We start from the raw sequence: 13,579 nt of genomic DNA, 5'->3' as shown, positions 1-13,579 counted from the left end.
AGCGTTCGGATTAATTTTACAATCTACCTGATAAGTAACACCAGCCATTACCCTTCGTTTGAATACAGGTCATATCAGCGGTCCATTTTTGATTTAAACCAGTGGTCGAGAAATCCTGCTTAAGCAAGTTGGGACGCTGTTCAACCTTGGTTTTGGAAGCCGAAGCCGTTTTCCACTTATTGACGGTAACGGAGTGGCTATCCAGTTCCTTCATGAGCCGGGAAATCCGTCGTGGACTGCACCGAAGCTGCAGTGGTTGAAGTTCCAGATTCAATTCATGGTGGATCTTCATAACACCGTATCGCTGCTTAAATTCCGCAAAGATCCGCAGAATCCGTTGTTTCAAGCCCGCATCTTCGGCCCGGCGTTTTGAAGGTTTGGGGGATCGATAACGATAATACTGAGCTCTGGAAACACCGAGGATCCGGCACATCTTGGTTACCTGGTGGTGATGGCTTTCTTGGTGAATGTAATCAAAGATATTGGTTACTTCTGCGCAAGGAAGCCCAGGGCTTTTTTTAGGATTTCGTTCTCCTCAGACAGCGAAGCCAGTCGCTTTTCCATCGCTTTGATTTCGTCTGGCGATTTACCGGATTGAGTTTTGGCCTGGCCCTGGATCCACTTATGAACTGTTGAATAGCCAATGCCATATTCTCTGGCCAGTTGGGCAGCTGATTCGCCTTGCTTATATAGGTTGATAATGTTTTGTTTGAATTCTTTGTCGTAACGAGTTGGCATGTAAAAATTCCTTCCTTTTGAGAGATGATTTATTCATTATACCCTCTCTTAAAAGTTGTCTCAGGAATCAGCTTACATCCAATTGGCTACTAAGTGGGTAAAAAAAACCGTTAACCAACCATTAGCACCCTAAAAAAACCTAGGTCAGACAAATAATAGTTGTCTGACCTAGGCTTTTAAAGTGATAATTTAATCGTTTGCGCCACAGTCTTAGGAATCCCGAGTGCTTCGAGTTCCGCCACTGAAGCTTCTTTGATATGTTTCATCGAACCAAAATTCTTCAAGAGTTTCGTCCGCGTCTTAGGACCAACCCCCTTGATGTCATCGAGTTTAGAACTCAACGAATTCTTCCCGCGTAATTGGCGGTGGAAACTGATGGCAAAGCGATGCACTTCGTCTTGAATTCGCGTTAACAAGTAGAAGCCTTGGCTCTTTGGATCCAACTGAATGGTTTGATCAACTTCCCCATATAACAACGAGGCGGTTTTGTGATGATTATCCTTGACCATCCCTGCAACGGGAATTGATAGCCCTAATTCGTTCTCTAAGACGTCTTTAGCCGCATTGAGCTCCACAATTCCACCATCCATTAAAATCAAATCAGGCAGTGGTTTATCCTCTTTGAGCAATCGCGAATACCGCCGGAAAATGACTTCCCGCGTATTGGCATCTTCGTTGGCGCCTGCACGATCTGTCGTTTGCGTTAACTTATACTTGCGATAGAGTTTCTTCTCGGCACGACCATCAACAAACGTGACCATCGCTGAGACAGGATCAGTCCCTTGAATATGCGAATGATCAAATGCTTCAATCACGTGGCCATGTGGTAAGCCAAGCGCGTCCATAATCTCATCTTGCGCCCCAACGGTCTTGCGGTTGTCGAGTTCCAATAAACGGAACTTCTCTTCCAACACAAGCCGACTATTTTTCTGCGCCATTTCCATCAAAGCTTTTTTCTCACCACGTTGCGGCGTGCGAATCGGCACATTCAAAATTTCGGTGAGGACTTTCTTTTCGACCCCTTCTGGAACCAGAATTTCGCGGGGTAACACATTATTCTTGCGGTTGTACCATTGTAAAATAAAGGTTGCCAATTCTTCTTCAGGTGTGCTGACACACGGGAAGAGCCGCTTTTCACGCCGAATCAACCGTGCTTGGCGGATGAAGAAGATTTGAATCGATAACCAGCCCTTATCCAAATAAAAGGCAAATAAATCGCGCGGGGTATTATCGTTAGAAATAATTTTCTGCTTTTCAACGGTGGCTTCAATGTAGTGGAGCTGATCGCGCAATTCTGCGGCGCGTTCAAACTGCATCTCTTCAGCAGCCGTAGTCATCTTGGCCGTCAGTTCTTTTTTAACCGGATCAACTTGCCCATTCAAGAAACGTTTAATCTCCTTGATTTGGGCCGCATAGACACTCTCAGGCACTTCTTTGAAACACGCGCCCAAACATTGACCCATATGATAATACAAACAGGGCCGCCCTTGATGTCCCTGACAGCGTCGTAAAGGATAAACCCGTTGTAAGAATCGCAATGTTTCTTGGGCGGCATACACGTCCGGATAAGGGCCAAAATAAAAGCCGCCATCTTTTTTGACATCCCCCGTGATCAGTAGGCGCGGATCGCGTTCATTCGTAATTTTAATGTAGGGGTAGCCTGTGCCCCGCTTAAGTTTAATATTAAAGTAAGGTTGGTGTTTCTGGATTAACGTAATTTCCAACAAAAAGGCCTCTTTATTTGTCGATGTGATGATTGTTTCAAAATCGACAATTTCAGAGACCAATTTGGCCGTTTTTCCTTCGTGACTACTCTTGAAATACGAGCGCACGCGGTTTTTAAGATTTTTTGCTTTACCCACATAGATAATCTTGGCATTGATATCCTTCATGATATAACAACCAGGTAATGCGGGTAAGAGTGCTAATTTATGTTCAATGTGTTCGCTTGCCAAAAACACCACTCCTTTAATTAAAAACAAGTGTTCGTCTTTCTATTTTACGTGTTTTTGGCTAAATTGCAACTATTGTGCTAGGACCTTGGCTAAAAATTGTTGCGTCCGTTCTTCTTGCGGATGGTCAAAAATGGCTTCGGGGTCCCCTTTTTCAACAATTTGACTATCTGCCATGAACCAGACTTCATCCGCCACTTCGCGCGCAAACCCCATTTCGTGGGTGACAACAACCATTGTCATCCCTTCTTGTGCTAAGTCTTGCATTACCTTGAGGACTTCGCCGACCATTTCTGGATCGAGCGCAGATGTCGGTTCATCAAATAACAATACGTCGGGTGACATCGCTAATGCCCGCGCAATTGCAATCCGTTGTTTCTGCCCACCAGAGAGTTGATCACTATAAGCATCCGCCTTATCCGCTAAACCAACGCGTTCAAGCAACGCTTTTGCTTTAGCCGTTGTTTCGGCCGCTGATTCTTTCTTCACTTTTTGTGGCGCCAACGTTAAGTTATCGAGGACAGTTAAATTGGGGAAAAGGTTAAAGTTTTGGAAAACCATCCCCATCTTTGTCCGAATCTGATCAAGCTGTTTTTCAGATAACGTCATCAAATCGGTGCCTTCAAACAGAACTTGGCCACTCGTTGGGTCCTCTAAACGGTTCAAGCACCGCAATAACGTACTCTTACCCCCACCGGAAGGGCCGATGACAACAATCACTTGACCAGCTTGGACTTCACCACTAACACCATTTAACACGAGGTTGTCCCCATATTTTTTAACCAATTGATTAATCTTAAGCATGTTGCATCTTCCTTTCCACATAGTTCAAAAGTTTCGAGAGACTAAAGGTCATGATAAAGTAGATCACCATCGCAACAAAAATCGGTGCAACGCCTTTATAAGTTGCTGATTGAACCACTTTGAGTTGATAAATTAAATCAGTGACCCCGATAATGGAAACGATTGAACTTTCCTTGATTAAAGAAATGAATTCGTTCCCTAAAGCAGGCCAGATATTCTTCAGGGCTTGTGGTAAAACAATGTAACGCATTGTATCGCGTTGTGACAAGCCTAAACTTCTTGAAGCTTCAGTTTGCCCAGCATCGATCGCATTGATCCCTGAACGGATAATTTCAGCAACATACGCCGCACTATTTAAGGAAACGGCAATTACCCCTGCCAAAAGTGCTGGAATGTTGACCCATAAGCCAATCCCGAAGTAGACAAACATGATTTGAATCATCAACGGTGTGCCCCGAACAAATTCGATATACATGACTGCCAGCGCACGCACCAACTTATTCTTGGCCAAACGCCCAAAGGCTAGGAGGACCCCAATTAAAATCCCAATTGCAATTGAAACAATCGTAATGAATAATGTGTAGCCAATCCCTTTAGCGAAGTATGACCAATAGTGCCACATGCTAGTGTTGTGCGTATTGACCTTCATGAGTTGGCCCGCGTTCTTTAAGTATTGCGGAATTAATTTTTGCTTTTTAATTTGCCCGATACTCTTATTAGCAGCAGCGACTAAGGTTGGCGAATCCTTTGGAAAGGCAATCGCTGATCCTTGCATGTCTGCGCCTAAATCAAATTTCCCATTAATTTGAACGAGTTCTGGATCATTACTTGCATAGGCGGTTGCGACTGGTTCTTCCGCCACAATCCCGTCGATTTTATGACTCTTTAATGCAAGGACGAGATCTGGGACTTTGGCCAAGCCCGTAATCTGCGCATCTTTAATTTGCTTTTTAGCGAGTGTTTGTTGGAGACTCCCCGTTTGGACCCCCACTTTTTTCCCGTTAAAACTATTTTTGGAGTGGTAAATCTTCGCATCAGCTTTATTGACTAAGATTGATTGACCACCGAGATAATAAACATCAGAAAAATCAACACTCTTGCTTCGTTCATCCGTTGGTGACATCGCCGAAATAACCATATCGACTTTACCGGTTTCCAAACCAACCAATAACGCATCAAAGTCCATCGACTTCACCACTAACTTAACGCCTAAATCATCAGCTAGCTTCTGTGCGACTTGAATATCCATACCGACAATCTTGTTCTTACCGTTTTTATTCACTAAAAATTCATAAGGTGCATAATCGGGGCTGGTCCCCAAAACCAACGTTTTTTTAGCTTGCACTTGGCTAACCGTCTGTCCAGCTGCCAAAACGGGCTGCTGCTGAATCATGAAAAACGTTAACATTACCATGAATGGTAACCCAACAAAAGTGAGTAATTTTTTAATCGTCATATTATCTCCTCCTCTGATTAGGACTATCATACAACCAATTAAATAATTATGCAATATTTATTTATAAAAAGTGAATCATTGGCGAAACCGTTATTATCTGGTATGATAGATGCAAATTAGAAAAGAGGGATTACGATGGGCTTAAAAGTCACTAACAAGACCGATTTAACCGGTTTATTCGATAAATTCGCATCACTACCAGAAGAACGCCAAAAAGTTGAAGCACAAGTTGAAGAAACAGCTGATAAATTAAAAAAGGTAGATGCAGAACAAAAAGAAAAGCATTAAACAAAGACAGCAAAAAAGGCGGTAAGACAAATTCATTTTTGTCTTACCGCCTTTTTGCTGGTTTAAACGTGCGTCATTTGCAATCGCCTTTCGGTTAACGCGATTGTACGCTTTATTCTGCGTGTCTTTCTGGGTAGCGTTGTTTTAATTGTTCAATGTTTTCGCGCGCGACTTTATCAAAGTCGAGGTTATTCCATTCCGCAATTTGTGATAAATACCAAAGCACATCGCCGATTTTCTTAGACATCATTTTTTCATCTAGTTCGTGGCCTTGGAACGCATATTTTTTAACGATATCAACCACTTCACCACTTTCACTTGCTAAGCCCAAAGCTAAGTTAGTTAACACTTGTTCGTTACCATATAACGTTCGGTTGGCTAACTTTTGATAGTCATTAAATTCCATTATGCTTGTCCCCCTATTGCACATTGCTTTTCAATCCATTCCCAAACTGTCTCTTTACCAGCACCAGTCAGTGCGCTAAAGCAGACAAATTGATCGACTGGATTAAAATCAAGCGCTTCTTTGATGATTTTTTCTTGACGATTCCATTTTCCCGTTGAGATCTTATCCATCTTAGTAGCAACCACTAAAACAGGGATATCATAATACTTCGCAAAAACGTACATCGCGATATCATCATCGGTTGGTTCGTGACGGCCGTCAATTAATGAAATAAGCCCCTTTAGATTTGAGCGGCTGGTTAAATAAGCCTCGATAATTTGCCCAAACTTCTCACGTTGCTTCTTTGAAACTTTGGCATACCCATAACCAGGGACATCGACAAAGTAAAGTTCGTTTTCAACGCGGTAAAAGTTTAAAGTCTGTGTCTTACCTGGCTTGCTAGATGTCCGGGCATAACTCTTACGATTGATTAATTTATTAATCAATGAAGACTTACCGACATTCGAGCGACCAGATAACGCAATTTCAGGTAATTGATCAGTTGGGTACTGCGAAGCAGCTACCGCACTCATCACCATTTCAACATCATGTACTTCCATAATAACCTCCGATTATTTCCTTCGAATGTTAGTTTAGCATAAATAAATAATTATTGCGCCGTTGACATCTCTCTAGTTTCATGGTTAACACATCTTCTTAACCCCGTTAAATCGCGTCATTGTACCGTTTCAAAAGTCCCTTAACGCAAAAAAACTGCCGCGACAAAATCTAATTTGTCCCGGCAGTCTTTTAATTTTTATGACGCTTCTTGTCCGTCAGCTAAAAAGAGTTGTGGGTTGGCTGTGCCATCCACCGCTTCTTTCGTTACAACAACTTTAGCCACGTCTTCACGACTTGGAATATCAAACATCATATCCATCATGACTTCTTCAATGATCGAACGTAAACCACGGGCCCCCGTGTTTCGTTCAATCGCTAGATGTGCAATCGCATGGAGTGCTTCTGGTGTAAATTCTAATTCAACATTATCCAAGGCCATCAACTTGCTGTATTGCTTAACGAGCGCGTTCTTAGGTTCAGTTAAAATATGCACCAAATCATCTTCAGTCAGTTTTTCCAATGCAGCGGTAATCGGAATCCGACCAATGAATTCAGGAATAATCCCAAATTTCATTAAATCTTCCGTTACAATTTGTTGCATTAAGCTTTGATCTTCATTGGTAGTTTGACCATTCTTGCTTCCAAAACCAATTGTCTTTTCACCTAAGCGGTTTTTAACAATCGTTTCGATGCCGTCAAAGGCGCCACCAATGATGAATAAAATATTGGTCGTATCAATTTGGATTAACTCTTGTTGTGGATGCTTGCGACCGCCTTGAGGTGGCACACTAGCAATCGTTCCTTCAAGAATCTTCAAGAGGGCTTGTTGGACCCCTTCACCAGAAACATCACGCGTGATCGAGACGTTTTCACTCTTCTTGGCAATCTTGTCGATTTCATCGATGTAAATGATCCCGCGTTCAGCACGATCAACATCGAAGTCTGCATTTTGCAACAGCTTCAAGAGGATATTTTCGACATCTTCACCCACGTAACCCGCTTCAGTTAAAGTCGTGGCATCTGCAATCGCAAATGGCACATTTAAAATCCGCGCTAAGGTTTGCGCAAGGAATGTCTTCCCGGAACCAGTTGGTCCAATTAACGCAATATTACTCTTTTGTAATTCAGTATCGCCTTCTTCGGCCACTGACATTTGGTTGACCCGCTTGTAATGGTTGTAGACTGCGACAGATAAAGCTTTTTTCGCTTCTGTTTGACCAATCACATAATCATTTAAAATGGCTAAAATTTCTTTTGGCTTTGGCACTTCTAGTAAATCACTGAAGGCCTCATCTTTAAACTCTTCATCAATAATCTCTTTGCAAAGGTCGATACATTCGTTACAGATATAAACACCAGGGCCAGCCACGATCTTTTTCACTTGATCTTGCGACTTCCCACAAAACGAACACGTTACGGGTCCGTTAGTTGTTTCTGTATCATCTAGCATACTGGGATTCTCCCCTTTCTCGATATACGCTTACCGCTGTGAGTCGTTAAAATACACCCCTACAACGTAATTCAGACTATAGCATAACTATGGTCTAGAATAAAGTAAAGTTACTCGCACACCGTCAATGACACAAAAGCGGGTCCAAAGTAAACACCTTGAACCCGCTTTTTAGCATCATTTAAAGCTTGGATTGATCAGACGACCTTATTTAGCGTCTTTCACTTCTACAGCTGAATCAGCAATGATTTCGATTGCTTTCTTAACACCGATATCATGTTTTAACATGTCATCTGATAAGACGCTACGAACAGCAGCTTCTTCCATATTGTATTGTTCAGCTAAACTCTTAAGTTCTGCAGCAACTTCTTCGTCTGTTGCTTCGATGTTTTCAGCTTCCACAACGGCTTCAAGTACAAGACTTGTCTTAACGCGTTTGTCAGCATCACCAGCGAATTGTTTCTTCAAATCATCTTCAGTTGTACCAGTGATTTGATAGTACATTTCCGGGTTGATACCTTGTTGTTGCATGTTACCTAAGTATTGTTGTAATTGACTGTTGATTTCTTCGTCAATCATTGCTTGAGGTAATTCAGCGATTGTTGCATTTTCAGTTGCTTTAGCAACGGCTGTATCTTGGATAGCAGCATCTGCAGCATCATTTTTTTGTTGTTTTAATTCTTCACGAATTTTTTCTTTTAATTCGTCTAATGTATCAACACTTTCGTCGATATCTTTAGCAAATTCGTCATCTAATTCAGGTAATTCCTTAGCTTTCACTTCATGGATTGTTACCTTGAAGATGGCTTCTTTACCAGCTAATTCTTCTGCTTGGTAATCTTCAGGGAAGGTTACTTTAACATCAACGTTGTCGTCTGCTTTGTGACCGACTAATTGATCTTCGAAACCTGGAATGAATGAATTTGAGCCAAGTTCTAATGAATAGTTGTCTGCTTGACCACCATCAAAAGGTACGCCATCTACAGAACCAGCATAATCGATGACAACAGTATCACCCTTTTCAGCAGCTGCGTCTTCTTTTAATACCAATTCAGCTTGACGTTCGCGACGGTTTTCAATTTCTTGATCAACGTCTTTGATTGTAATGCGACGGCTTTGTTTTGGTACTTCTAAGCCTTTATAGTCGCCTAAAGTTACTTCTGGTTTAACGGTGACTTGAGCAGTAATCACCCAAGGTTCGCCTTTTTCCATTTTTTCAACATTAATTTGTGGTTGATCAACTGGTTGAATAGCAGCTTCTTTAACAGCAGCATCATAAGCTTCTGGTAAGATTGCATTTAAAGCATCTTCATAAAGGGCTTCTTCACCATACATCTTGTTAAAGATTTGGCGAGGCATTTTACCTTTACGGAAACCTGGTGTGTTGATATTTTTACGTACACGTTTGAACGCAACGTCCAAACCTTCACTAATTTTACTTAAATCAATTTCAAAGGTTAGTTCACCATCATTGGTGCCCTTTTTTTCCCATTTTGCTGACATAATTTCCCTCCGACAGTTATATTCACAATCTATCAATTGCATACTTAATCAGCATAAACTATTTAACCTAAATTGTAAATATTTATTGGTCTAAAAAGCGATAAAATCCGATATTTTAGTCGTTTCAGGCCAACTTTTATCGAATTTAATGCACAAAAAAACTCGCAGTTTTTACACTACGAGTTTTTCGATTCAACTAGGTTGAATATTAGTCGATAATTTCACTAACGACACCGGCACCAACAGTACGGCCACCTTCACGAACAGTGAACTTAAGACCTTTTTCAATAGCAACTGGTGAGATTAATTCAACAGTAAATGTTACGTTATCACCAGGCATAACCATTTCTACACCTTCTGGTAATTCGATAACACCTGTAACATCAGTTGTATGGAAGAAGAATTGAGGACGATAGTTTGAGAAGAATGGTGTATGACGACCACCTTCATCCTTGCTCAAGATATAAACTTCACCCTTGAAGTTCTTGTGAGTTTGGATTGAACCTGGTTTAGCTAAAACTTGGCCACGTTCGATGCTATCGCGGTCGATACCACGTAATAAAGCACCAACGTTATCGCCGGCTTGACCTTGATCCAATGTCTTACGGAACATTTCCAAACCAGTAACAGTTGTCTTAGCAACTTCGTCTTTCAAACCAACGATTTCAACTTCGTCACCGACAGTAACTTGGCCACGATCGATACGACCTGAAGCAACAGTACCACGACCAGTGATCGTAAATACGTCTTCAACAGGCATCAAGAATGGTTTGTCTGTGTCACGTTCTGGAGTTGGGATATATTCGTCAACAGTAGCCATTAATTCTTCAACAGCTTTAACGTCGTCAGCATTGCCGTTCAATGCACCAAGTGCTGAACCGCGGATAACTGGAATATCGTCACCAGGGAAATCGTATTCTGATAATAATTCACGAACTTCCATTTCAACTAAGTCCGTTAATTCGTCATCATCAACTAAATCAGTCTTGTTTAAGAAGACGATGATGTAGTCAACACCAACTTGGTGAGCAAGTAAGATATGTTCACGTGTTTGTGGCATAGGGCCATCAGTTGCGGCAACAACTAAGATAGCACCGTCCATTTGAGCAGCACCAGTGATCATGTTCTTAACGTAATCAGCATGTCCTGGGGCGTCAATATGTGCATAATGACGGTTTTCTGTTTCGTATTCAACGTGGGCTGTATTGATAGTGATACCACGTTCTCTTTCTTCTGGAGCAGCATCGATGTTTGCATAGTCTTGAGCTTCAGCCAAGCCTTTGTCTGCCAACATCTTTGTGATTGCTGCTGTTAAAGTTGTTTTCCCATGATCAACATGTCCGATAGTACCGATGTTAACGTGGGGTTTTGTTCTTTCGTAATGTGCTTTTTCTGCCATTAAAACGAACCTCCTGTATTTTTCGCAAGAAAAAATCAGTGTTTAGATTTACTAAACTGATAATCCTTTACATAATATTATAATACTTCAAGCGCTAAAATCAAAGTGTTTTTTTACACTTGAAGAATTCAAAAATGATTATATCTGCTATGAGCGCGTTTGTAAACACTTAATGCTCAAAAAAAGTCAGTTTTGAAACGATATTTAGGTGTTTTCTACTCTAAAAATCAAGTTTCCCTGTCATTTCTTGCAACTTTTTCACCCAGTCCTGTATCTTTTCTGAAATAACCACTGACGCGGTATAATCCGGACCCAGTAACTGTTTGAGCCATGCTTGCGCCCACTCCGTAGGATTATACATGATTTCAGCTTCAAAAGGATATAAATATGCAAATCCCATCTCAACATCCGCCATCACTTGTGCTAACAAAGTCGGATCTTCAGTGGCTAACTGCTCATTTAACGCCGCTAACACCGCATTAAACGTCGGGCTCTCCTCCATCAGTTGGATATCGGCAGGTACAAAAGTTTTTGTCTGTTCAAACCATTGCATCGTGACTAATTGTTCAATATTCAGCTGGACGAGCGTTTCAATGACAGTCGTCTTCACGAAAGCATGACTGTAAGGATTCGTTAAAATGGGCGCAATACTGGTGACATAAACATTACGTGGTAATTGTTCAGCCTGCGTCAACATTGCTAGCTGTTCAGCTAATGGGTGCGCAGTGAGGTTATAGAGGCCCTCTGCTTGCTTTTGAATCGCTGCTTGGTGATTCGCTTGGTATTCTAATTCCGCAGCCGTAATCATCATTCTAAGCGTCTTAATGACTTGCGGGGCAATCGTCGCATGGCGTAATGCCTCCCACACTTGATTTGCCGTAATAAAACGGTGGTTATTCAGTAATAATGCAAGATAAAACCGCACTAAATCTGTTTGTTGTAAGTAGTCCGCTTGTTGTTCTTCGACGATTGTCAATGCTGTTTGCGGATCACCAGCTTCAATCAGCGCACTGGACCACAATAAATTCGCCGACAACGTCTGTTCTAGTTGATACGCAGCTTCAAAATGGTCGCATGCTTGCTGCCAATTTTGTTGATTTAACGCTACTTTCCCCATCCGTATCAGCCGATCATACTGATCTGGAAATTGCGTAATGTCACCCATTCAATCACTTCCTTTTGACAATTAATAAAACAATAGCGCCTAGAATCAACTGACCTGATCCAGACGCTATTGTTTCTAAATGTTATTCAGCGGCTTTTTCAGCCTTTGGTTTATTATCTTTTCTTTGACGACGATGATTTTGATTAATTTCCATAATCACTGGTAGAATCACTGGCCGACGTTTCGTTTGTTCATACAAGTAATGACTTAAGTTTTCCCGGACATCTTGTTTCAAATGACTCCAGTCAAATTCTTTGTTGTCCAGATTATTTTGCACCGCATTTTTGATAATTTCGGCACTCTCAGCCATTAAATCTTTGCTAGTCTTCACGTAAACAAAACCACGTGCGGTGACTTTCGGTTCCGCGATAATCTTCTTATTCTTGCGGTCAATCGTAACAACAGCGATAAAAATCCCGTCTTCTGATAATAATTTCCGATCGCGTAAAACGATATTCCCGATATCGCCGACACCGCTACCGTCAATCATGACGTCAGTTGCGTCAACTTGTCCGCCAACATGCATCTTCCCTTTTTCGTAAGCGACAATATCGCCTTTACCAACGATGAAAATATCTTTGTAATCCATTCCTGTTTCATGAGCAATATCAGCGTGTGCTGCTAGTTGCCGGTATTCGCCTTGAACAGGCATTAAGAATTTTGGTTGCATTAAATTCAACATTAATTGCAAGTCATTCTTATTGGCATGGCCTGAAGCATGTAAATCATCGCCAACCGCCTTAACTTCGCCACCCGCACGATAAATCATATCTTTGGTCTTCGCTAAAATCGTTTCCATCGCGTGTGAAGGAGATGTCGTTAAATAAACCAAGTCGCCTTCTTCGATGTGAATTAAACGATGATGACTAGTTGCCATCTTTTGAAGCGCCTTGATTGGTTCGCCCATCCGACCTGTTTCTAAGATCACTGTTTGTTCTGGTGCAAGTGTGCTTAAATCTTTAGGTTGGACCAAGATATCGTCATCTGGCAAAATAATCATCGATAATTTCATTGCTGTCCGGACGATTTTTTCTAAATCACGACCCGTTAAAACCACTTTACGGCCTGTTTTATAAGCCGCATCAATGACTTGTTGAATCCGCATAATATTTGAAGCCACTGAAGCCACAATGATCCGACCCGTTTGATACTTGAACGTTTCTAAGATGGATTCAGCAATATCGCGTTCGTTAGCCGTTGCAAATGGTGATTCCGCATTAGCAGAATCACTCAAGAGTGCTAAAACACCTTGTTTGCCAATTTCAGCTAAGCGTGCATAATCCGTTTGATACATTGGCATTGCTGATTGATCAAACTTAAAGTCCCCAGTATAAACGACTTGTCCTTCATCCGTCTTAACGACAATCCCTAATGAACCTGGAATTGTATGCGTTGTCTTGAAGAATGAAACGGTTGCGCGTTCAAAATCGATTGCTGTATTCGCATCGATGACGTGGAAGTTTTGGAACTTACGTAATTTTGGTTCGCTGCTAACCGTAATTTTAGCTAAAGCAATCGTTAATTCAGACCCAAAGACTGGTACATCATGTTCCTTTAAGAAATAAGGAAGCGCTCCAATCGCATCAGCATGACCATGTGTTAGGAAAATCCCAGCAACACGGTCTGCATTTTCTTCTAAATAGGTCATATCAGGAATAACGATATCGATCCCCAATAATTCAGTTTCTGGATATTTCAACCCACAATCTAATACATAAATTTCGTCGTCCACTTCAACAATGTTCAAATTCTTACCGTTTTCACGAACACCGCCAAGTGGCATAATCTTAATGTTACTCATTCTTTCACCTCTAGCAC

13 protein-coding genes are annotated in these 13,579 nt (G+C 41.5%); 1 reads left to right on the top strand and 12 read right to left on the bottom strand.

From position 1 onward, the window contains the following. Window positions 1-16: 16 nt before the first annotated feature. From LCU_RS10050 to LCU_RS01930, 5 genes are all read right to left on the bottom strand, one after another. On the bottom strand, window positions 17-433 hold the full coding sequence (locus tag LCU_RS10050) for an IS3 family transposase (protein ID WP_244924708.1): 417 nt from the start codon (window positions 431-433) through the stop codon (window positions 17-19). A 53-nt stretch (window positions 434-486) separates the two neighbouring features. Next, window positions 487-738 (bottom strand): IS3 family transposase, encoded by a 252-nt coding sequence (locus tag LCU_RS10045; protein ID WP_002816285.1) that lies wholly within the window; start codon window positions 736-738, stop codon window positions 487-489. A gap of 176 nt (window positions 739-914) precedes the next feature. Then, on the bottom strand, window positions 915-2,693 hold the full coding sequence (gene uvrC, locus LCU_RS01940; protein ID WP_056966001.1) for an excinuclease ABC subunit UvrC: 1,779 nt from the start codon (window positions 2,691-2,693) through the stop codon (window positions 915-917). A 69-nt stretch (window positions 2,694-2,762) separates the two neighbouring features. Further along, a complete protein-coding gene (locus LCU_RS01935; RefSeq protein ID WP_056966004.1) occupies window positions 2,763-3,494 on the bottom strand; it encodes an amino acid ABC transporter ATP-binding protein in 732 nt (243 codons plus the stop codon). Then, window positions 3,487-4,908 carry an ABC transporter substrate-binding protein/permease gene (locus tag LCU_RS01930; protein WP_371857630.1) on the bottom strand — a complete coding sequence of 474 codons (1,422 nt, stop codon included), beginning with the start codon at window positions 4,906-4,908 and terminating at the stop codon, window positions 3,487-3,489. The genes LCU_RS01935 and LCU_RS01930 overlap by 8 nt, the downstream gene beginning before the upstream one ends. Window positions 4,909-5,085: 177 nt before the next feature. Between LCU_RS01930 and LCU_RS09870 the strand changes: the two genes are divergently transcribed. Next, window positions 5,086-5,238, top strand: a complete 153-nt coding sequence (locus LCU_RS09870) for an SPJ_0845 family protein (protein WP_004271218.1) — start codon at window positions 5,086-5,088, stop codon at window positions 5,236-5,238. Between the two features lie 112 nt (window positions 5,239-5,350). Here LCU_RS09870 and LCU_RS01925 read toward each other — a convergent pair whose 3' ends face one another. The 7 genes from LCU_RS01925 to LCU_RS01895 all read right to left on the bottom strand — a co-directional run bounded on the left by LCU_RS01925 (window position 5,351) and on the right by LCU_RS01895 (window position 13,562). After that, window positions 5,351-5,644: a nucleoside triphosphate pyrophosphohydrolase family protein gene (locus tag LCU_RS01925; RefSeq protein ID WP_004271114.1), complete on the bottom strand. Its 294-nt coding sequence runs from the start codon at window positions 5,642-5,644 to the stop codon at window positions 5,351-5,353. Further along, window positions 5,644-6,243, bottom strand: coding sequence for a ribosome biogenesis GTP-binding protein YihA/YsxC (gene yihA, locus LCU_RS01920; RefSeq protein WP_004271111.1), 600 nt, complete (start codon window positions 6,241-6,243; stop codon window positions 5,644-5,646). Before yihA ends, LCU_RS01925 begins: the two co-directional genes overlap by 1 nt. 197 nt (window positions 6,244-6,440) lie before the next feature. Beyond that, a complete protein-coding gene (gene clpX, locus LCU_RS01915; RefSeq protein WP_039099649.1) occupies window positions 6,441-7,694 on the bottom strand; it encodes an ATP-dependent Clp protease ATP-binding subunit ClpX in 1,254 nt (417 codons plus the stop codon). 207 nt (window positions 7,695-7,901) lie between these two features. Further along, window positions 7,902-9,197 carry a trigger factor gene (gene tig / locus LCU_RS01910; protein ID WP_056966007.1) on the bottom strand — a complete coding sequence of 432 codons (1,296 nt, stop codon included), beginning with the start codon at window positions 9,195-9,197 and terminating at the stop codon, window positions 7,902-7,904. Between the two features lie 208 nt (window positions 9,198-9,405). After that, the gene (gene tuf, locus LCU_RS01905; protein WP_039099648.1) at window positions 9,406-10,596 is read right to left on the bottom strand and encodes an elongation factor Tu; all 1,191 of its coding nucleotides are present in this window, start codon (window positions 10,594-10,596) and stop codon (window positions 9,406-9,408) included. Window positions 10,597-10,816: 220 nt separating this feature from the next. Next, a complete protein-coding gene (locus LCU_RS01900) occupies window positions 10,817-11,761 on the bottom strand; it encodes a hypothetical protein (RefSeq protein ID WP_056966010.1) in 945 nt (314 codons plus the stop codon). 82 nt (window positions 11,762-11,843) lie between these two features. Then, the gene (locus LCU_RS01895; RefSeq protein ID WP_056966011.1) at window positions 11,844-13,562 is read right to left on the bottom strand and encodes a ribonuclease J; all 1,719 of its coding nucleotides are present in this window, start codon (window positions 13,560-13,562) and stop codon (window positions 11,844-11,846) included. Window positions 13,563-13,579 lie beyond the last annotated feature (17 nt).

Source organism: Latilactobacillus curvatus JCM 1096 = DSM 20019, from assembly GCF_004101845.1.
In the GTDB taxonomy this organism is placed as follows: Bacteria; Bacillota; Bacilli; order Lactobacillales; family Lactobacillaceae; genus Latilactobacillus; species Latilactobacillus curvatus.
Note: the sequence above shows the minus strand (reverse complement) of the source record. Positions and strands in the feature narration are given on the sequence as shown.